Source organism: Stenotrophomonas sp. 109824_Sma (assembly GCF_056480025.1).
The window spans coordinates 3,609,559-3,628,461 of record NZ_CM151078.1 but is presented as its reverse complement, the minus strand read 5'-3'; the positions used below and the strand labels follow the sequence as shown (position 1 = coordinate 3,628,461).

General features: G+C 67.8%; 16 protein-coding genes. 12 read left to right on the top strand and 4 right to left on the bottom strand.

Features of this window, described 5'->3' with window-relative positions; translation table 11 throughout:
- Positions 1–40 precede the first annotated feature (40 nt).
- The 3 genes from ACZK1G_RS17120 to ACZK1G_RS17110 are packed head-to-tail and all read left to right on the top strand — an operon-like array spanning position 41 to position 8,557.
- Entirely contained in the window at positions 41–6,772 is a 6,732-nt protein-coding gene (locus ACZK1G_RS17120; protein ID WP_101765942.1) for an Hpt domain-containing protein, read from the top strand.
- A complete protein-coding gene (locus ACZK1G_RS17115) occupies positions 6,759–8,096 on the top strand; it encodes a chemotaxis protein CheB (protein WP_478447706.1) in 1,338 nt (445 codons plus the stop codon). The genes ACZK1G_RS17120 and ACZK1G_RS17115 overlap by 14 nt, the downstream gene beginning before the upstream one ends.
- Complete coding sequence (locus ACZK1G_RS17110; RefSeq protein WP_014648089.1) at positions 8,093–8,557, top strand: chemotaxis protein CheW; 465 nt, start codon at positions 8,093–8,095, stop codon at positions 8,555–8,557. Before ACZK1G_RS17115 ends, ACZK1G_RS17110 begins: the two co-directional genes overlap by 4 nt.
- A 102-nt stretch (positions 8,558–8,659) precedes the next feature.
- On the opposite strand, the gene ACZK1G_RS17105 is transcribed toward ACZK1G_RS17110, so the two are convergent.
- Positions 8,660–9,397, bottom strand: coding sequence for a 16S rRNA (uracil(1498)-N(3))-methyltransferase (locus ACZK1G_RS17105; protein ID WP_049442978.1), 738 nt, complete (start codon positions 9,395–9,397; stop codon positions 8,660–8,662).
- Positions 9,388–10,779, bottom strand: coding sequence for an adenosylmethionine--8-amino-7-oxononanoate transaminase (bioA, locus tag ACZK1G_RS17100; protein WP_049442979.1), 1,392 nt, complete (start codon positions 10,777–10,779; stop codon positions 9,388–9,390). The genes ACZK1G_RS17105 and bioA overlap by 10 nt, the downstream gene beginning before the upstream one ends.
- A gap of 77 nt (positions 10,780–10,856) precedes the next feature.
- On the opposite strand from bioA, the gene nudE reads away from it, so the two are divergent.
- The 7 genes from nudE (at position 10,857) to gcvH (ending at position 15,566) form a co-directional block, all read left to right on the top strand.
- Positions 10,857–11,420: an ADP compounds hydrolase NudE gene (gene nudE, locus ACZK1G_RS17095; protein WP_005418435.1), complete on the top strand. Its 564-nt coding sequence runs from the start codon at positions 10,857–10,859 to the stop codon at positions 11,418–11,420.
- Complete coding sequence (gene cysQ, locus ACZK1G_RS17090) at positions 11,417–12,220, top strand: 3'(2'),5'-bisphosphate nucleotidase CysQ (RefSeq protein ID WP_014038179.1); 804 nt, start codon at positions 11,417–11,419, stop codon at positions 12,218–12,220. Before nudE ends, cysQ begins: the two co-directional genes overlap by 4 nt.
- 13 nt (positions 12,221–12,233) lie before the next feature.
- A complete protein-coding gene (gene mazG / locus ACZK1G_RS17085; protein ID WP_049442980.1) occupies positions 12,234–13,073 on the top strand; it encodes a nucleoside triphosphate pyrophosphohydrolase in 840 nt (279 codons plus the stop codon).
- The gene (locus ACZK1G_RS17080) at positions 13,070–13,399 is read left to right on the top strand and encodes a YnfA family protein (RefSeq protein ID WP_049442981.1); all 330 of its coding nucleotides are present in this window, start codon (positions 13,070–13,072) and stop codon (positions 13,397–13,399) included. Before mazG ends, ACZK1G_RS17080 begins: the two co-directional genes overlap by 4 nt.
- 107 nt (positions 13,400–13,506) lie before the next feature.
- Positions 13,507–13,809 (top strand): Mpo1-like protein, encoded by a 303-nt coding sequence (locus ACZK1G_RS17075; protein WP_049442982.1) that lies wholly within the window; start codon positions 13,507–13,509, stop codon positions 13,807–13,809.
- A gap of 155 nt (positions 13,810–13,964) precedes the next feature.
- Entirely contained in the window at positions 13,965–15,077 is a 1,113-nt protein-coding gene (gene gcvT, locus ACZK1G_RS17070) for a glycine cleavage system aminomethyltransferase GcvT (RefSeq protein ID WP_014038175.1), read from the top strand.
- Between the two features lie 93 nt (positions 15,078–15,170).
- Positions 15,171–15,566: a glycine cleavage system protein GcvH gene (gcvH, locus tag ACZK1G_RS17065; RefSeq protein WP_006464497.1), complete on the top strand. Its 396-nt coding sequence runs from the start codon at positions 15,171–15,173 to the stop codon at positions 15,564–15,566.
- 292 nt (positions 15,567–15,858) lie between these two features.
- Here the strand turns inward: gcvH and ACZK1G_RS17060 are convergent, their stop codons facing one another.
- Positions 15,859–16,158 (bottom strand): hypothetical protein, encoded by a 300-nt coding sequence (locus tag ACZK1G_RS17060; protein WP_135967637.1) that lies wholly within the window; start codon positions 16,156–16,158, stop codon positions 15,859–15,861.
- Between the two features lie 183 nt (positions 16,159–16,341).
- Between ACZK1G_RS17060 and ACZK1G_RS17055 the strand changes: the two genes are divergently transcribed.
- A complete protein-coding gene (locus ACZK1G_RS17055; protein WP_032130057.1) occupies positions 16,342–16,860 on the top strand; it encodes a hypothetical protein in 519 nt (172 codons plus the stop codon).
- Positions 16,861–16,979: 119 nt separating this feature from the next.
- Here the strand turns inward: ACZK1G_RS17055 and ACZK1G_RS17050 are convergent, their stop codons facing one another.
- On the bottom strand, positions 16,980–17,873 hold the full coding sequence (locus ACZK1G_RS17050) for a LysR family transcriptional regulator (RefSeq protein WP_101765940.1): 894 nt from the start codon (positions 17,871–17,873) through the stop codon (positions 16,980–16,982).
- A 114-nt stretch (positions 17,874–17,987) separates the two neighbouring features.
- Between ACZK1G_RS17050 and ACZK1G_RS17045 the strand changes: the two genes are divergently transcribed.
- Positions 17,988–18,746: an SDR family NAD(P)-dependent oxidoreductase gene (locus ACZK1G_RS17045; protein ID WP_101765939.1), complete on the top strand. Its 759-nt coding sequence runs from the start codon at positions 17,988–17,990 to the stop codon at positions 18,744–18,746.
- Positions 18,747–18,903: the final 157 nt, after the last annotated feature.

Genomic DNA, 18,903 nt, shown 5'->3' with positions numbered 1-18,903 from the left:
ACTCGCGCGGCTTCCGCGCGGCGGCGAACGGAGCGCGTCCATGAGCAGTCTGCGCGATGCGATGAGCCACGCAGCGCTGGGCTGGGTCAAGCCCGAGCTGGACGAGACCCTGCGCCAGGTGCGCAACGAGGTCGAGTACTACGCGGAAGATCCCACCGATGCCAGCCGCATGCGCATCTGCGCCGGCTACCTGCACCAGGTGCAGGGCACCCTGCGCATGGTCGAGCTGTATGCCCCGGCGATGGTGGCCGAAGAGCTGGAACAGCTGGCCAACGCCATCGGCGCCGGCCGTGTGGCCGACCGTGATGAAGCCTGCGCGACCCTGATGCGCGGCAGCGTGCTGCTGCCGGACTATCTGGAACGCCTGCAGAACGGCCATCGCGACATTCCGATCGTGCTGATGCCGCTGCTCAACGAGATCCGCGCGTCGCGTGGCGAAGAGGGCGTCAATGACAGCGTGCTGCTGGCCTTTGCGCCGGACAGCGTCACCGCCACCGAGGCCGAGCTGGACCATGCCCGTGGCAGCCTGAGCGGGCGCAACCGCGAGCTGCTCGACACGGTCGGCAGCGCGGTGAAGGAAGAACTGCTGCGCATCAAGGATGCGCTTGACCTGCACCTGCGCACCGGCGGTGCGCCGGAACAGCTGCAGACCCAGGCCAACGAGCTGGGCGCGGTAGCCGATACGCTGGGCATGATGGGCCTGGGCGTGGCCCGCGGCGTGGTCGTGCAGCAGCGCGACGCGCTGCGTGGCGTGGTCGAGGGGCGCCAGCAGATCGACGAGAACCTGCTGCTGGATATCGCCGGTGCGCTGCTGTACGTCGATGCCTCGCTGGACGACCAGGTTGCCCATCTGGGCGCCGGCGGCAGTGGCGAGGACGATCCGAGCGCGGTGGAGAACCGGCGCACGGTGGAAGTGCTGGCCCATGAAGCCATCGCCAACTTTGCCGCCGCCCGCGAGCATTTCGTCGCCTTCATCGAAACCAGCTGGAACCATGCCGAGCTGCAGGACGTGCCGCGCCTGCTGGGCGATGTGTCCGGCGCCCTGCGCATGCTCGACCTGGGCACCGCCGCCGATTACCTGCGTGGCGTGCAGCAGTACATCGAGGCCGAACTGATCGGCCGCCAGCGCGTGCCCAGCGGCCGCCAGCTGGACACCCTGGCCGATGCCATGGCCAGCCTGGAGTACTACCTGGAAGCCCTGCGCGATCGTCGCCCGGGCCGCGAAGACATCCTCGAAATCACCCGCAGCAGCCTCGAGGCGCTGCGCTACTGGCCGCTGCCCGAGCGTAATGCCGTCGCGCCGGATGCGCTGGCGGTACTGGCGGTCGAACCGGAGCCGGTTACCCTGCAGGCCGAACCGCTGCAGCCGGAACGCATCGAGATTCCGGTGCAGCCTGCCGCGCCCGCTGCCGGCGACATGCCGACGCCGCTGCCGGACTTCACCTTTGATCCGCCGCCGGCCACCCCGGCGCCGATGGTGTCCGACAACCGCCTGATGTTCGGTGCATTGGGCACTGTGGCCGCCGTGGCCGCCAGCACCGGTGATGCCGACGCCTCGCCGTTGCCGACGCACGATGATGCCGAGGCATCGCTGGTCTTCGCGGCGTCCAGCGCACCTGCACCGGATGTCCCGCAGTGGGAGTTGGCGCCGTTCCACTCGGAGGGCGACGTGGTCGCGCCTGCCGATGACGAACGCAGCCCGACCTTCGCCAGTTTCGATCCGGTCAGCTTCGAGCTGGCAGACAGTGGCCACTCCGGTGCACCGCAGTGGTCGCTGTCCGAGGCACCGCAGGTGCTTGAGGAAACCGTAGCGCCTGCGATCGACGAGACGACGGACGCCGTGGTTTCGTCCGCGACCGGATTCGATGCTGCACCGGTGTTCGATCCGGTAGCGGCCGAGCAGGACGCGGTTGCCGAGTCCGACGACGTGGTGTTCCGCTTTGACGCCGACGCATTGGACAACGCTGACGACGTACTGTCGCTGCATGCGATGGAAACGCTGTCGCTGGACGATGACGCCGGGTTGCATCCGGCGCTGGAGATCGTCGATGCCGTGGTGCTGCCGCCGGTCGATGCATCGCCTGCGGCGGAGGTCGAGGTGGACGAAGCTCCGGATGACCTGCCGGCACCGTCGTTCACGCCGCCGCCGATCGAAGCGCCCGCCCCGGCAGCGGAAATCTCGGCACCGGCCGTGTCGGTGATCGATATCGACACCATCGCGCCGATCGATTTCAGCGAAGCCGATGCCCAGTTCTTCGCCGAGCTGAGTGCAGCTGCTGCCGGCTTCAATCCGCAGGCGATGCCTGCGGCGGCGGCACCGGAGCAGGTGGTTGCGACCGACGCCGACACCAATGCCGACGCGAATGCGGGCTTCGACGCCGGCTTCGACGACGACGCCGAGAACATCGACGAGGACATCCGCGAGGTGTTCCTGGAAGAGTTCGACGACGAGCTGGCCAATCTCGGCACGCTGCTGCCGGCGTGGCGCGTGCAGCCGGACAACATGGACCGGCTGCGTCCGATCCGCCGCATCTTCCATACCCTGAAGGGCAGTGGCCGCCTGGTGGGCGCGCGCACGCTGGGCGAGTTCGCGTGGAAGATCGAAGGCATGCTCAACCGCGTGCTGGATGGCAGCCGCGCCGCGTCGCCGGCGGTGCTGGCGATGGTCGACAACGCACATGCGGCGCTGCCGCAACTGAACGCGGCGCTGCGCCATGGCCAGCGCATCAGCGTTGACCTGCAGGCCATGCAGGCCATCGCCGATCGTGTCGGTGCAGGCGAGGAAACCTACTACGTACCGCTGCCGGGTGCGGCTGCGCCGGTTGTACCGGTTGCCGAAGCCGACGGTGAAGACGAGATCAGCCGCATTCTCGACGCCGAGTCCGCCGCTTCGGCGCCGACCGATGCCGTCGTGGAGGCCGAAGTCGTCGGCACGCCGGCCAACATCGACAGCGTGCTGCGCGAGATTCTCGAGGCCGAGGTGGAAGTCCACCAGGCCACCCTGCAGGACTGGCTGCGTTCGGCGCAGCAGGCACCGCAACCGGTCAGCGATGCACTGCTGCGCGCGGTGCACACCATGAACGGCGCCTTCGCGATGACCGAAGTGCCCGAGATCACGGCTGTGACCGGCGGCGCGGAGTCCTACATCAAGCGCGCACTGGCCGCCGAGGTGGTCCCGGGTGATGAAGGCGTGGCCGCCCTGGATGCGACCGCGCAGGCGATCACCGCCACCATGGAAGCATTGCAGGCCGAACAGCCGCGTATTGCGCCGCAACAGGTGCTGGCACAGCGCCTGCAGGCGCTTGCTGGCGAGCTGCCGGAAGCGCGCTGGCCGATGGTGGGCCTGGAAGACGAAGAAGACGATCTGGCGCTGGATGACCAACCCACAGCGGAATCGGATGTGGAAGCATCGACGGCCATCGCGTCCGGAACCGATGCTGTACCGCTTTCGTCTGCCGCACCGGAGCAGGAACCGGAGGCACATGACGATGCTGCGCAAGCTCCGGTCGCCGACGTGGTGATCGAAGCCGGGCTGGAGGTCGGTGAGCTGACGGCCAGCGACGATCTTTCGCGCTACTTCGATGCCGGATGGCCGTCCGTGCCGGGTGAGCAGGAGGCGTCGCTGCCGGTGGTCGAATCGATCCAGGTGGCCGACGATGTTCCAGGCGTTGCCGTAGCCGGCGCCGAGGCGGAGTCCGAAAGCGTGCCGCCGTTGTCCGACGATGCCGGTTTGACCGTCGTGGATGATCTGTCGCCATACCTGGATGCCAGTGCGCTGCCGGTCGACGACCGCGACGCCGAAGAGATCCCGGTCGCTGTCGAAGCCGTCGCATCTGACCTGAATGCGCCCTCGGCCGATCACGCGCACGCCGCTGATGCCGTGGCGTTCGAAATGCCTGCTGCACTGCCACTCGACAGCGAGCTGTCGAGCCTGCAGGATGAAATGGCTGCGCCGGGGTTTGCAGAACCGGTCTCGCTGGAAGCCGCGCTCGAGGCCGGCCTGCACGTGATCGACGAAGAGCAGCCCCTGGCCGACGACGGGCAATGGCCCGTGCTCGGCCTGCAGGCCAGCGAACTCGCGCCGGGCGAGGCGGAAGCCTTTGCCGAGGATGCGGACGTCGGCGGGGAGGCGGCGATCGGTGAAGGAGAGAGCGCCGATCAGCCGTCCCCGGCGACGGTGAATGAGGAGATCGCGGAGTCCGCTGCGCCGGCCACCGCCGAACCGGTGCGCTTCTTCGAACTGGAAGACGCGCCGGGCCAGGCGGATGTCCACGCCGAAGCCGAAGCCGCCGACGTCGATGCGGTTGCCGTGTCGGATGCCGTGGCAGCCGGCACGCCTGAAGCCGACGTGCCTGAAACCGTGACACCTGACGTCCTTGCCATGCCGGTGCTGGAAGACAGCGCCGATGCGCTCGACTTCAGCGTCTACGATCGCGAGCTGGTCGACATCTTCGTCGAGGAAGGCAAGGACCTGCTCGACCACTGCGATGGCCTGATCAGCGAGCTGCGTGATGCACCGCAGGACCGCGAGGTGCTGGCCGGCCTGCAGCGTGACCTGCATACCCTGAAGGGTGGTGCACGCATGGCTGGCATCAACGCCATCGGCGATCTCGGCCACAGCATCGAATCGTTGCTGGAAGCCGTCGCCGCCGGTCGCACCGAGATCGAACGCCGCGATGTGCAGTTGCTGGAGCGCGGATTCGATCGCCTGCACCAGCTGCTGACCCGCACCGGTGACCACCGCGTGGTGGAACCGGCGCAGGATCTGGTCGACGCGTTCGAAGTGCGTACCACGACCGATATCGCTGCTGCGGCGGCGGCAGCGGCAGCCAACGTGGCGAACGTCGCAGAAGCCGCGTCGGCACCGGTCGCCAGCCCGGCGCCGGCACTGCTCGATGCGCCGTTGTCGGCACCGCTGCCGGCCGAAGGCGTTGTCGATGAAGATCCGCTGGCGCGCCCGCAGCAGGAACAGGTGCGCGTGCGCGCGGATCTGCTCGACCGCCTGGTCAACCATGCCGGTGAAGTGGCGATCTACCGCTCGCGCCTGGAACAGCAGCTTGGCGCCTTCCGCGGCGCGATGGGCGAACTGGAGCGCACCAATGCGCGACTGCGCGACCAGCTGCGCCGCCTCGACCTGGAAACCGAAGCGCAGATCGTCGCCCGCTACCAGCGTGAGCAGGACCAGGCCGATCAGAAGTTCGATCCGCTGGAACTGGACCGCTTCTCCACCCTGCAGCAGCTCAGCCGTGCGCTGAACGAATCGGCGGCCGACCTTGGCGGCCTGCAGGGCGTGCTCGACGATCTGTCACGCCAGTACGACTCGCTGCTGCAGCAGCAGTCGCGCGTCAGCTCCGAGCTGCAGGACGGCCTGATGCGTGCGCGCATGGTGCCGTTCGATGGCCTGGTCCCGCGCCTGCGCCGCGTGGTCCGCCAGTCCGGCATGGATACCGGCAAGCAGGTGCACCTGACCCTGGAAGGCACCCACGGCGAACTGGACCGCAACGTTCTCGACCGCATGGTCGCGCCGCTGGAGCACATGCTGCGCAACTCGGTGGCCCACGGCCTGGAAGCGCCGGAACAGCGTCGTGCCGCCGGCAAGCCGGAAGAGGGCGAGGTCGCCATCCGCCTGCACCGTGAAGGCTCGGAAATCGTGCTGGAAGTGGCCGATGACGGTGCCGGTCTGGACCGCGAAGCGATCCGCCGCCGTGCCATCGATCGTGGCCTGCTGGCCGCCGATGCGCAGCCGAACGAGCAGGAACTGGACAACCTGATCTTCGCCTCCGGTTTCTCCACCGCCGACCAGGTCAGCCAGCTGGCCGGTCGTGGCGTGGGCATGGACGTGGTGCGCAACGAAGTGCGCCAGCTCGGCGGCTCGGTCGACATCCAGTCGGTGCGTGGCCAGGGCGTGCGCTTCACCCTGCGCCTGCCGCAGACGCTGGCCGTCACCCAGGCGGTGTTCGTGCAGATCGGCGAAACCACCTTCGCCGTGCCGGTGGCCTCGGTCAGTGGTATCGGCCGCCTGTCGCGCGAACGCTTCGAGGCCGCCGACAGCAGCTACCGCTACAGCGGCGAAGACTATCCGCTGTATGATCTCGGCAGCCTGGTCGGGCAGGCCCCGGCACGCGCCGATGGCCAGGACCAGGTGCCGCTGCTGCTGGTGCGTGCCGGTGACCTGCGCGCTGCCGTGGCGATCGACCAGGTGCTGGGCAACCGCGAAATCGTGGTCAAGCCGGTCGGCCTGCAGATCGCATCGGTACCGGGCATCTACGGCGCCACCATCACCGGCGATGGCCGCGTGGTGGTGATCCTGGACGTCGCACCGCTGGTGCGCCGCTTCCTGGCCAATCCGACCGCACCGGTGCTGGCCAATGCGCCGCGCGATGAACGCCAGGTGCCGCTGGTGATGGTGGTCGATGACTCGCTGACCATGCGCAAGGTGACCGGTCGCATCCTGGAACGCCACAACTTCGAAGTCAGTGTCGCCCGCGATGGCGTGGAAGCACTGGAGCGGCTGGAAGAGCGCGTACCGGACCTGATGCTGCTGGATATCGAGATGCCGCGCATGGACGGCTACGAGCTGGCCACCGCGATGCGCGCCGACCCGCGCTACAAGGATGTGCCGATCGTGATGATCACCTCGCGCAGCGGCGACAAGCACCGCCAGCGCGCCTTCGAGATCGGTGTCCAGCGTTATCTGGGCAAGCCGTACCAGGAACTGGACCTGATGCGTAACGTGTACGACCTGCTGGGGATCGCCCGTGTCCGTGAGTGAAACCCATCCGGCCCCGGCCGTTGCCCTGCTGGCCCGCCCCGGTGCGGCGCGCGAACGCCTGCGCGAGGCGCTGTCGCATGCAGATGGGCAGCTGGTCCTGGAAGATGATCCGAACGGCCTGGAGCCACAGGTCCTGCAGGCCGCGGATCCGCAGTTCGTGGTGATCGCGCTGGAAGCTGCCATCGAGGACGCACTGGAACGGCTGGAAGCCGTGCTTTCGGCACCGGGGTTGACCCTGGTGTTCGATGAGGCCGAGCTGGCCGCGCGCCGCGACGGCTGGGAGGCCCAGCGTTGGGGGCGCCATCTGGCCGCCAAGCTGCATGGCCACCAGCAGGTGTTGCCGCCGGGTGCCGAGGAAGAGCCCAGCCTGCAGCTGGAGCCCGGCCATCCGGCGCCCGCGCCGGCGCCACAGGAGGAAGCCCTGCAGCCCCACCTGGAGCAGGCGCTGAGCTGGGCCGATGAGGTTCCGGCAGACGGCCTGTATTCGCCTCCGGCACACCTGCACGAACCGATCGCGCTGGAGCAGGCCCTGGCGGCGCTGCAGCCGGTCGTGCCCGAACCCCTGGAGCCGCCTTCGCCGCCGCAGGCGCTGGCCGAACCGGTGGCGCCTGCGGCACCGCCGATCTCCTTCGATCACACCGCCTGGTCGCTGGTCGAGGAATCGATCGAAGCGCCGGTACCGGCAGAAGCCGTGGCATCGGTCGCCGTGCCGCAGCCCTCCTTCGATACCGATCATCTGAGCCTGGTCGATCTGGATGCCACCGCCCCGGCCGGTGCGCGCGCCGCATCGCTGCTGGTGCTGGCCGGCATCGGTGGCCCGGATGCCTTGCGTCGCCTGCTCGGCGCGCTGCCCGCGTCGTTGAGCGTGCCGGTGCTGGTGCACATGCGCCTGGATGGTGGCCGCTACGGCAACCTGGTCAAGCAGATGTCGCGCGTTTCGCCGTTGCCGGTGCAGCTGGCCGAGGCCGGCCAGCACGCCGTGCCGGGCGAGGTCCACGTGCTGGCCGATGATATCGGCGTGCGCGCGGCCAGCGATGGCCTGCATTTCCAGAGCGATGCCACTGGTATTTCGCTCGCTGCATTGCCGGCCGAACACACCGCGCTGGTGCTGCTCAGCGGTGCCGACCTGGCTCACGTCGGCCCGGCGCTGGACCTGGCGGCTGCCGGTGCCTGGGTGGCCGGGCAGGTGGGCGAGGGCTGCTACGACCCGGCTGCAGCCACTGCGGTGGTTGCTGCCGGCATGGTGGCCGGTGAACCGCAGGAACTGGCGCAGGCGATTGCCGCGCGCTGGGGTGAGCAGGACGACAACGGAGAAGCACCATGAGCTACGCCAGCAATGACGAAATCCGCGGCGTCCTGATCCAGGCCGGCAACGAGCGCGTACTGCTGCCCAATGCCACCGTGGCCGAAATGATGTCGCGCGTGCCGGTGCAGCCGGTCTCCGATGCGCCGCGCTGGCTGGTCGGCGAGATCGGCTGGCATGGCTGGCAGGTACCGCTGGTGTCGTTCGCACGTCTTTCCGGGCTGGGCGAAGAGACGGTGGCCGGCCACAACAAAGTGGTGGTACTGAAGTCCCTCAGCGGCAATGCGCAGCGCCCGTACTACGCGCTGCTGACGCAGAACTTCCCGCAGCTGATCTCGGTGCCGCGCGACGGCCTGCTGGCCGACGCCTCCGAAGAAACCCTGCCGCAGATCGTGCACATGCGCGTGCTGCTGGGTGAGCAGAGCGCGCTGCTGCCGAACCTGGACGCGCTGGAAGCGGCGCTGGATTCGCTGGCGGCCTGATCGGGAACCCGCCGGTCGGATTCCCGGTCGTGCCGGCCGCTGGCCGGCAATCTCGTTATTCCCTGGATGCCGGCCAGCGGCCGGCGCTACCACGAACCAGCATTACCCCAGATCGCCCAACCGCGCCTGCAACGCCGCGATCGCGGCCAGCCCGGCCGTTTCCGTGCGCAGGATCCGCGGCCCCAGTTGCAGCCCTTGGAATCCTGCCGCGGCCAGTTGATCGCGGTCGCGCGGCGACCAGCCGCCTTCCGGGCCGATCGCAATCACGATGCCGCCGGCCGGAGCGGCTTCCAGCGTCGACAGGCGATGCGCCCCCTGCGGATCCAGGGTCAGCCGCAGCGAATCGGCTGGCAGCGCCGCCGCAGCCTGCGCCAGCGACAGCGGGGATCCCACCTGCGGAATGCGCGCACGCCCGGACTGGCCGCAGGCCGAGGTCACCACGTTGTTCCAGTGCGCCACGCGCTTCTCGGCCCGTGCCGCATCCAGCTTCACCTCGGTGCGCTCGGCGTTGACCGGAATGATCGAGGCCACGCCCAGTTCGGTCGCCTTCTGCAGGATCAGGTCCATCTTCTCGCCACGGGCGATGCCCTGCAGCAGGGTGATCGCCAGCGGCGATTCGTTGTCGATGGCCTGCACCGCGTCGATGCGCACCTGCACTTCGCGCTTGCCGGCCACGGTCAGCGTGGCGCTGTAGTCATGGCCGTCGCCGTTGAACAGCACGCAGGTGTCTCCCTCGCGCAGGCGCATCACCCGCACCAGATGGTTGGCGGTCTCTTCCGGCAGGGTCACGGTCTGGCCGCTGTGCAGCGCCAGGTCGATGGGGCAGCGGGTCACGCGCATGCAATCGCCTCGTCGATGGCCGCCAGCGTGGTGTGTGCCAGCAGCTCCAGTTGTTCGTCATCCACGCAATAGGGTGGCATCCAGTACAGCACGTCGCCCAGCGGGCGCAGCACCACGCCGCGCTTGAGCGCGGCCTTGTAGGCCTGCAGGCCCAGCCGCAGGCCCGGATCGAACGGCGTGCGCTTGTCGCCGTCGCGCGACAGCTCGAAGGCCACCACCATGCCGGCCTGGCGCACGTCGGCCACGTGCGGGTGGTCGGCAAACGGTGCCGCCAGCGTGCCCATCACCGAGGCGATGCCCCGGTTGCGCGCGATCACATCGTCGTCGCGGAAGATGTCCAGCGTCGCCAGCGCTGCGGCGCAGGCCAGTGGGTTGCCGGTGTAGCTGTGCGAATGCAGGAAGGCGCGCTCGCGCGAGTCGTCGAGGAAGGCGTCGTACAGTGCCTGCGTGGCCAGTACCGCGGCCAGCGGCAGGAAGCCGCCGGTCAGTCCCTTGGACAGGCACATCAGGTCCGGCATCACCCCGGCCTGCTCGCAGGCGAACAGGGTGCCGGTGCGGCCGAAGCCGGTGGCGATCTCGTCGGCGATCATGAACGCGCCATGGGCATCGCACAGTTCGCGCACGCGCTGCAGGTAGACCGGGTCATGCATGCGCATGCCGCCGGCACACTGCAGGCGCGGTTCCAGGATCACCGCGCAGATCTCGCCCGGGTGCTGGTCGAACAGCGTGGCCAGGCCATCGGCCGCCTGCCGCGCGCGATCGGCCGCGCTCTGGCCGGGTTCGGCCAGGTAGGCATCGGGTGAGGGTGCGAACAGGCCTTCGGCCAGCAGCGGTGCATAGACGCGGCGATACAGCGGAATGTCGCCCAGCGCCAGCGCGCCCAGGGTCTCGCCGTGGTAGCCATTCTCGAGCGCGATGAAGCGCGTGCGGCGCGGCTCTCCGCGGTTCTGGAAATACTGGAAGGCCATCTTCAGCGCCACTTCCACGCCGGCTGAACCATTGTCGGCATAGAACACCTTGGCCAGCGGCGCGCGGCCGGGCTGGCGGGGGGCCAGTGCCAGCAGGCGTTCGGCCAGGGTGATCGCAGGCTCGTGGCCGAAGCCGGCCAGCATCACCTGTTCCAGCTGCCCGGCCTGGGCGGCGATGGCGCCACCGATGCGTGGTTCGGCGTGGCCGAACAGATTGGTCCACCAGCTGCTCACCGCATCCAGATAGCGGTTGCCGTCGTGGTCGATCAGCCAGGCACCTTCGCCACGGGCGATCGGCACCAGCGGCAGGGTGTCCGGATGCTCACGCATCTGCGTGCACGGGTGCCACAGCACCTGCAGGTCGCGCTGCCGCCAGTGGCGGGCCAGCGGGGAGGGGGTTGGGTCTGCTAGCATTTCGGGCTCATGAACATGTTGCTGCCTGCACATTCTATCGGCCCCGGCGCAGCCGCCGGGCGCCGCGGAGATTCCGCATGAACGATGACCGTGCCGGCCGTCGCTTGCCGATCATCCATCGGATCACCGATGAGGAGAACGGCCCCTTCCAGCGCCAGCACCTGGACCTGGAGTTCTCCAACGGCGAACGCCGCCGCTTCGAGCGCCTCGTCAGCCGTGGGCACGGTGCGGTGGTGGTGGTGCCGATGCTCGATGACGAAACCGTGCTGCTGGTGCGTGAATACGCCGCCGGCATGCACCGTTACGAGCTGGGGCTGGTGAAGGGCCGTATCGATGCCGGCGAGACGCCTGAGCAGGCGGCCGACCGCGAACTGAAGGAAGAAGCCGGTTATGGCGCGCGCCGGGTCGACGTGCTGCGCGCGATGACCCTGGCTCCGACCTACATGAGCCACCAGTCGTGGCTGGTGGTGGCGCGCGACCTGTACCCGGAAAAACTGGCCGGCGACGAGCCCGAAGAGCTGGAAGTGGTGCCGTGGAAGCTGGCCGAACTGGACCAGCTGATGCTGCGCGAGGACTTCTCCGAGGGACGCTCGCTGGCGGCGCTGTTCATTGCCCGCCAGTGGCTGCAGGGAACGCGATGATCAAGCTGACGACGGACCTGCGCGAGACCGCCATCGCCATCGCCCAGGAAGCCGGACAGGCCATCATGCAGGTGTATGCCGATGGCTTCGACGTGCAGATCAAGGACGACAACAGCCCGGTCACCGCCGCTGACCTGGCCGCCAACCAGGTCATTGAGCTGGGCCTGCGCCAGCTGACCCCGGACCTGCCGATCCTGTCCGAGGAATCGGCGCAGGTGGGCTGGGAGCAGCGCCGCCACTGGGGCGCCTACTGGCTGGTGGACCCACTCGACGGCACCCGCGAGTTCGTCAAGCGCAACGGTGAGTTCAGTGTCAACATCGCCTTGATCTACCAGGGCGCGCCGGCCTTCGGCGTGGTGCTGGCGCCGGTCACCGGCATCGTCTGGCATGCCATGCGCGGTGAACTTGCCTATCGGCGGCAGGGCCTGCACGACACCGTGCTGCGTACCCGCACGCCGGCCACTGCTCCGCTGCGCGTCGCCGCCAGCCGTTCGCACCGCTCGCCGGAAACCGAGGCGCTGCTGGCGCGCATGGGCCGCATCGAGACCATCGCGCAGGGCTCGTCGCTGAAATTCTGCCGGATTGCCGAAGGCGGCCTGGATGTCTATCCGCGGCTCGGCCCGACCTCTGAATGGGATACCGCCGCCGGCCAGTGCGTGCTGCATGCCGCCGGTGGCGCGGTGCTGTCGGCGGCGACCGGCAAGCCCTTCCGCTACAACCGCCGCGAGACCCTGTTGAACGGCGATTTCATTGCCCTTGGTGATACCAGTCTGCCGTGGCGCGACTGGTTATCCGACTGAACCTGGAGCCCGCATGAGCGCGCACGATACCCCCACCACCGGCAGTGCCGCCAGCAACGAACTCGAGCGCCTGCTGTCGATCATGGCGCGACTGCGCGATCCGCAGGGCGGCTGCCCGTGGGACCTGGAACAGGACTTCGCGACCATCGCGCCGTACACCATCGAGGAAGCCTACGAGGTCGCCGATGCGATCGACCGGGGGGACCTGGACGATCTCTGCGACGAGCTCGGCGACCTGCTGCTGCAGGTGGTGTTCCACGCACGCATGGCCGAGGAGCAGGGGGCATTCGCCTTCGCCGAGGTCGCCCGTGCGATCAGCGACAAGATGCAGCGCCGTCACCCGCACGTGTTCGCCGATGTCAGCGTCGACGATGCCGATGGGGTGATGCGCAACTGGGAGGCGATCAAGCGCGCAGAGCGTGCCGCCAAGGGCGAGCAGGACACCTCCGCACTGGCCGGTATCTCGCGTGGCCTGCCGGAATGGCAGCGCGCCGTGAAGCTGCAGTCGCGCGCGGCCAAGGTCGGGTTCGACTGGCCGGGCCCGTTGCCGGTGCTGGACAAGGCGGCCGAGGAGCTGCAGGAGCTGCGCGAGGAATTCGAGCGCGGAGATATCGCCGGCAACAAGGCGCGCCTGCAGGAAGAACTGGGCGACCTGCTGTTCGTCTGCGCCAACCTTGCCCGGCACGCCGATATCGATCTGGGCGCCGCACTGCGCGGGGCCAACCACAAGTTCGAGCGGCGCTTCCGCGCGATGGAAGCGCAGGCCGCCGCCCAGGGCGAGGCGCTGGCCGCACTGGACCTGGATGCGCAGGAAGCACTGTGGCAGCACGCCAAGGCAGCGGAAAAAGCGTGAAGACGCTCGGCCTGTTCCTGCTGACCGCGCTGGCCGAGATCATCGGTTGCTATCTGCCGTGGCTGTGGCTGCGCAAGGGCGGCAGTATCTGGCTGCTGCTGCCGGCGGCGGCCAGCCTGGCCCTGTTCGCCTGGCTGCTGACCCTGCACCCCACCGCCAGTGGACGGGTCTATGCCGCCTACGGTGGCGTCTACATCGGCACCGCGCTGTTCTGGTTGTGGCTGGTCGACGGCATCCGCCCCAGCCGCTGGGACCTGTTCGGTGCAGCCCTGTGCCTGGCCGGCATGGCGGTGATCATGTTCGGTCCACGCACGCCCCCGGTGTAACGTCGAGCCAGGCTCTGCAACGGCCGCCGGGCCACGCCCGGCAAGCGCGCAGCGGCGCCTCCGCGGAAGGCGCATGATGGCAGTGACCACGGCCCCGGAGCACGCACATGTCCCGCTTCGCCAGCTTCCGCGAGTTCTACCCGTTCTACCTCAGCGAGCACCGCCACCCGGTCTCGCGGCGACTGCATTTCATCGGCAGCTGCGGAGTGCTGCTGCTGGTGGCTGCTGCCGTGCTGCGCGGCCAGCCGCTGCTCCTGCTGGCCGCGTTGTTCTGCGGTTACGGATTCGCCTGGGTCGGTCATTTCTTCTTCGAGAAGAACCGCCCGGCGACCTTTCGGCATCCGCTGTATTCATTCATGGGTGACTGGGTGATGTTCGCCGACATCCTGCGCGGGCGGGTGCGCCTGTAGCAGGCGGTTGCGGGGGAAGCCATTGCCTCGCCCGAAAGGGAAAGGGTGGGGCGGGCCGCGCTTCCGCTTCCACGAACCGCTGCGCTGCGGCACGCCTGCGGGCGACCGATCTGGGATAATGGGGATTCTTGTTTCCTCTGCTGCCGGATCCGGTCATGACCCAGAAGACGCTGCTCAACGATACCCACCGCGCCCTTGGCGCCAAGATGGTCGATTTCGGGGGTTGGGACATGCCCATCCACTACGGCTCGCAGCTGGACGAGCACCACCTGGTGCGCCGCGAGTCCGGTGTGTTCGACGTCAGCCACATGACCGTGGTCGACCTGCGCGGTGACCAGGTCAAGCCGTTCCTGCGCCGCCTGCTGGCCAACTCGGTCGACAAGCTGAAGGTGACCGGCAAGGCGCTGTACTCGTGCATGCTGAACCCGCGCGGCGGCGTCATCGACGACCTGATCGTCTACTACCTGGGCGACGATTTCTTCCGCATGGTGGTCAATGCCTCCACCCGCGAGAAGGACCTGGCCTGGCTGCGCGAGCAGGCGGCACCGTTCGGCGTTTCCGTCGAGCAGCGCCCGGACCTGGCCATCCTCGCCGTGCAGGGCCCGCAGGCGCGCGACATCGTGATCGGCCTGGCCCGCGAAGCCGACCGTGCAGCGCTGACCAAGCTGGGCCGCTTCGCCGCCCTGCAGGCGCAGTCCGACGACGGCGTCGAGCTGTTCGTCGCCCGCACCGGCTACACCGGTGAAGACGGTTTCGAGATCCTGCTGCCGCAGGATGCCGTGGTCGCCTTCTGGAACCGCCTGCTGGCGGCAGGCGTGAAGCCGGCCGGGCTCGGCGCGCGCGACACCCTGCGCCTGGAAGCCGGCATGAACCTGTACGGCCAGGACATGGACGAAGCGATCAGCCCGTATGAAGCGGCGCTGGCCTGGACCGTGTCGCTGGATGAAGGCCGCGACTTCATCGGCCGCGACGTGCTGGAGGCGCAGAAGGCCGCCGGCACCGCGCGCCAGATGATCGGCCTGGTGATGGACGAGAAGGGCGTGCTGCGCCACGGCCAGGCGGTGACCACCGCAGGCGGCCAGGGCGAGATCCTGTCCGGTACCTTCTCGCCGACCCTGGCCAAGGGCATCGCCTTCGCCCGCGTGCCGGCCGGTGAACTCGGCGAGGTCACCGTCGACATCCGCGGCCGGCAGGTGCCGGTGCGCGTGGTCAAGTTCCCGTTCGTGCGCGAAGGCCAGGCCCAGCCCGGCGTGCTCGCCGACGCCTGATCCGAACGTGCCGGTCGTCACTGACAGCAGTGGCGGCCGTTTGGTTACACTAGCCCCGTTTTTTCCACCCCTGCATATCTCTGGAGCAGTCCCATGAGCGAGATCCCCGGCGACCTCAAGTTCCTCAAGTCCCATGAGTGGGCCCGTGTCGAAGGCAATGGCCGCGTCACCGTCGGTATTTCCGACCACGCCCAGGGCCTGCTGGGTGACCTGGTCTACGTCGAACTGCCGGAAGTCGGCGCCGACGCCAAGGCCGGCGAGCAGATCGCCGTCGTCGAGTCGGTGAAGGCCGCCTCGGACGTCTACAGCCCGATCAGCGGCAAGGTCGTCGAGGTCAACTCGGCCCTGTCCGACAAGCCGGAAACCATCAACGAAGATGCCTACGGCGAAGGCTGGATGTTCGTGGTCGAACTGACCAACGCCGAAGAGGTCAACGAGCTGCTGGACCCGGACGCGTACGCTGAAGCCCTGGAGAACGAAGACCACTGAGTCGTCGTTTCCGGATTCTGGAACGGCCACCTTCGGGTGGCCGTTTTTGTTTTGGCGACCGCGTCGGACTCATGACGCGGGGTTCGCTGCGCACCCTCGGCGTGGCATCAGCCGACAGACGAACGGTGCCGATGGGCGTGCGCAGTTTTGCGCAAATCCGCGTTTCAGCCCCGCGCCGAAGCGTTCGAATGTGAAAACTTTTCGCCCCCCGTTGCGGCGCCGTTGTGCTGGCGTTGGCGGCGGTGCCGGTGACCATCGACGTTGCGCGTGCGCTGTTGTGCCCAACCTGCGCCTATCTGCGCGGAGTGCTTATTTCAAGTGTTTTTTGATCAACGCCTGCATTGGCATCGATGCAGGCAACGCGCGTGCGCGCCGCTTCCGCCGTCGTTGCAGGCCGTGCAGAGTGGTGGCGCCGGCGGCGCCCGGGACGGCGCGGATGTGAAAATTTTTCGCGGGGGTTGTTGACAGTAAAAAAAACCGTGATTAGGTTTCGCCTCAGCAGACCTTGCCTGCCCAACCGAGTGCGCAGAATCAATCGTCCGATGCGAAGCAGCCCCTTCAAGACCACCGCGACCCTGATGACGGTGGACATGGCCCCGCTTCCCCCGGAGAAATGCAAGGCAACTCCCGTTCCGATGCCCGCTCCGCCGATCGAGGCGGGCATTGCCGCATCCGTAACGGCGCGCCTGACGCGCCGGCGGTCCCCGCACGCAGCATCCGCGGGTTTGATCCAACTGGGCGTTTCAACTCCCTATCACTGACGAGGAGCCATCCCATGGCAACCAAGAAAGCTGCGAAGAAGAAGCCCGCCGCCAAGAAAGCGGTGAAGAAGGTCGCGAAGAAGGCCGCTGCCAAGAAGGCAGTGAAGAAGGTCGCGAAGAAGGCGACCGCCAAGAAGGCAGTGAAGAAGGCTGCGAAGAAGGTCGCCAAGAAGACCACTGCGAAGAAGGCAGTGAAGAAGGCGGCGAAGAAGGTAGCCAAGAAGTCCACTGCCAAGAAGGCCGTCAAGAAGACCGCGAAGAAGGCCGTCAAGAAGGTAGCCAAGAAGGCCACCAAGAAGACTGCCAAGAAGGCTACGGCCCGCAAGCCGGCCAAGAAGGTCGCAAAGAAGGCGACTGCCAAGAAGGCCGTCAAGAAGACCGCCAAGAAGGCAGTAAAGAAGACCGCGAAGAAGGCCACCAAGAAGGCTGCCCCGAAGAAGGCAGCGAAGAAGGTTGCCAAGCGCAAGCCGGCCGCCCGCAAGAAGAAGGCCGCTCCGGTCGCTCTGCCGGCAACCCCGGCGCCGCTGATCTAAGTACTTCCCGATAGCCGCATCCTGAAACCCCCTTCCCTGGCTGCCCAGCGGGGAGGGGGTTTTTTTATGGGCCGTTTGTAGCGTCGAGCCAGGCTCGACTGTTTTGCTGACGATCGGCGCTAGCCCTGCGGCGCCGCTGGAAAGCGCTCCACCAGGAAGTCGAGGAAGCTGCGCAGGCGGGTGGAGTGGTAACGGTCGTGCGCATAGACCACGTGCATCGGCCGACCGGCCTGGCCGTGTTCTGGCAGCAGCTGCACCAGGCGGCCCGCCTCGACATCGGCGGCCAGCAGCAGCGTCGATTGCAGGACGATGCCCAGACCTTGCAGCGCCGCCGAACGCAGGGCTTCGCCATTGTTGATCTGCAGCCTGCCATCGGGCACGCGGTCGAGCCCGCCAGCATCGGCCTGCAGCCACTGTGCAAGTGCGCTGGGTTCGAACGACAGGCATTGATGGCCGGCAAGTGCCTGCACGCTGAGTGGCGTGCCATGCCTGGCCAGGTACGCCGGCGAGGCGCACATCATCAGGCGATAAGGGGTCAGCGCACGCGCCACCAGCATGCTGCTGTCGGCCAGCGTGCCGATCCGAAGCGCCGCTTCGAAGCCCTCTTCTGCAAGGTCGACCACACGATCGGTCAGCGTGGCGTCGACCCGGACATCCGGATGGCGCGCCATGTACTCGGCCAGTGCCGGTACCAGCGCATGCGTGCCGAAGATCACCGGTGCACTGATGCGCAGCGTGCCCGCCGGTGCCAGGTGCTGGTGCTGCGCCTGCGCGTCGGTTTCATCCACCAGGCGCAGGATCTCCCGGCAGCGGGTGTAGTAGTCCTCGCCGAACGGCGTCATGTGCTGGCGGCGCGTGGTACGGCTCAACAGCTGCATGCCCAGCCGTGCTTCCAATGCTCGCAGGTGCTTGCCGGCCATCGTCGCCGAGATGTCCATCGCCGCGGCTGCGGCACTGAGGCTGCCCTTGTCCACGATCAGCACGTAGACCTGCATGCTTTCCAGCAGGTTCATCTGACACCCCGGGTGTTGAATGCTGAAACCTGCGCGGAGTTTATCAATCAGGGGTGATCAAACAGCATGTCGTGCAGGGGCCGGATGTGCCGGCCATGCTGACAGGAGAACACCATGGACTTGAATCTTGCAGGCCGTACCGCGTTGGTGACGGGCGCGGCCAGTGGCATCGGTGCTGCCGTCGCCAGGCAGCTGGCGGCCCAGGGCGTGCGCGTTGCCATCACCTCGCGTCAGCAGGCACCCCTGCAGGCGTTGGCGGCACGGATCGAAGCCGAAGGCGGCGCCACACCTGTCATCGTGGCTGGCGATGTCACGGTTGCCGGCGACGTCCGGCGCATCGCGGACGCATCCCGAGAGGCATTGCAACGTGTCGACATCCTGGTCAATGCCGCAGGCGGTTCCCGGCCGACCACGGTCGATGCCGATGACGATATCTGGGAGGAAGCGATCGCCCTGAACTTCTCCGCCGCGCGACGGCTGACCCAGGCGCTGTTGCCCGGCATGCAGGCGCAGGCTTGGGGACGGGTGATCAATTTCAGCGGTTCGATGGAACCGCGGGCGGTGAACGCTGCCACCGCGGCGAAGGCGGCATTGCACCTGTGGAGCAAGGGCCTGTCGTCGGAGGTGGCCGGGCAGGGCATCACGGTGAACGCGATTGCACCGGGGCGCATCAACAGCGCGCAGATCCTGGACCGCCTGCACCCCTCCGAGGAAAGCCGACGCGCGTTCATCGCCCGCAACATCCCGATCGGACGCTTCGGTGAACCGGAGGAAGTGGCGCCGCTGGTGGCGTTCCTGGCCTCGCCGCTGGCCGCCTACATCACCGGTGCGGTGATTCCGGTGGACGGCGGCATGCACTACTTCGCGCACTAGTTCCGCATGTGTAGCGTCGAGCCGTGCTCGACTGCTTCTTCGTGTCTGTAGAGTCGAGCCGTGCTCGACTGCTTCTTCGTGTCTGTAGAGTCGAGCCGTGCTCGACTGCTTTGCACGAACAGTCGAGCAGGGCTCGACGCTACAACGGCCAACAAAA

Coding starts and splice junctions, on each gene's coding strand:
- nudE (WP_005418435.1), top strand. CDS start 10,857: ATGAACGATGACCGTGCCGGCCGTCGCTTGCCGATCATCCATCGGATC.
- ACZK1G_RS17105 (WP_049442978.1), bottom strand. CDS start 9,397: ATGCGCGTGACCCGCTGCCCCATCGACCTGGCGCTGCACAGCGGCCAG.
- ACZK1G_RS17120 (WP_101765942.1), top strand. CDS start 41: ATGAGCAGTCTGCGCGATGCGATGAGCCACGCAGCGCTGGGCTGGGTC.
- ACZK1G_RS17060 (WP_135967637.1), bottom strand. CDS start 16,158: ATGTCCACCGTCATCAGGGTCGCGGTGGTCTTGAAGGGGCTGCTTCGC.
- ACZK1G_RS17050 (WP_101765940.1), bottom strand. CDS start 17,873: ATGAACCTGCTGGAAAGCATGCAGGTCTACGTGCTGATCGTGGACAAG.
- bioA (WP_049442979.1), bottom strand. CDS start 10,779: ATGCTAGCAGACCCAACCCCCTCCCCGCTGGCCCGCCACTGGCGGCAG.
- ACZK1G_RS17075 (WP_049442982.1), top strand. CDS start 13,507: ATGTCCCGCTTCGCCAGCTTCCGCGAGTTCTACCCGTTCTACCTCAGC.
- gcvH (WP_006464497.1), top strand. CDS start 15,171: ATGAGCGAGATCCCCGGCGACCTCAAGTTCCTCAAGTCCCATGAGTGG.
- ACZK1G_RS17045 (WP_101765939.1), top strand. CDS start 17,988: ATGGACTTGAATCTTGCAGGCCGTACCGCGTTGGTGACGGGCGCGGCC.
- ACZK1G_RS17055 (WP_032130057.1), top strand. CDS start 16,342: ATGGCAACCAAGAAAGCTGCGAAGAAGAAGCCCGCCGCCAAGAAAGCG.
- cysQ (WP_014038179.1), top strand. CDS start 11,417: ATGATCAAGCTGACGACGGACCTGCGCGAGACCGCCATCGCCATCGCC.
- ACZK1G_RS17110 (WP_014648089.1), top strand. CDS start 8,093: ATGAGCTACGCCAGCAATGACGAAATCCGCGGCGTCCTGATCCAGGCC.
- mazG (WP_049442980.1), top strand. CDS start 12,234: ATGAGCGCGCACGATACCCCCACCACCGGCAGTGCCGCCAGCAACGAA.
- gcvT (WP_014038175.1), top strand. CDS start 13,965: ATGACCCAGAAGACGCTGCTCAACGATACCCACCGCGCCCTTGGCGCC.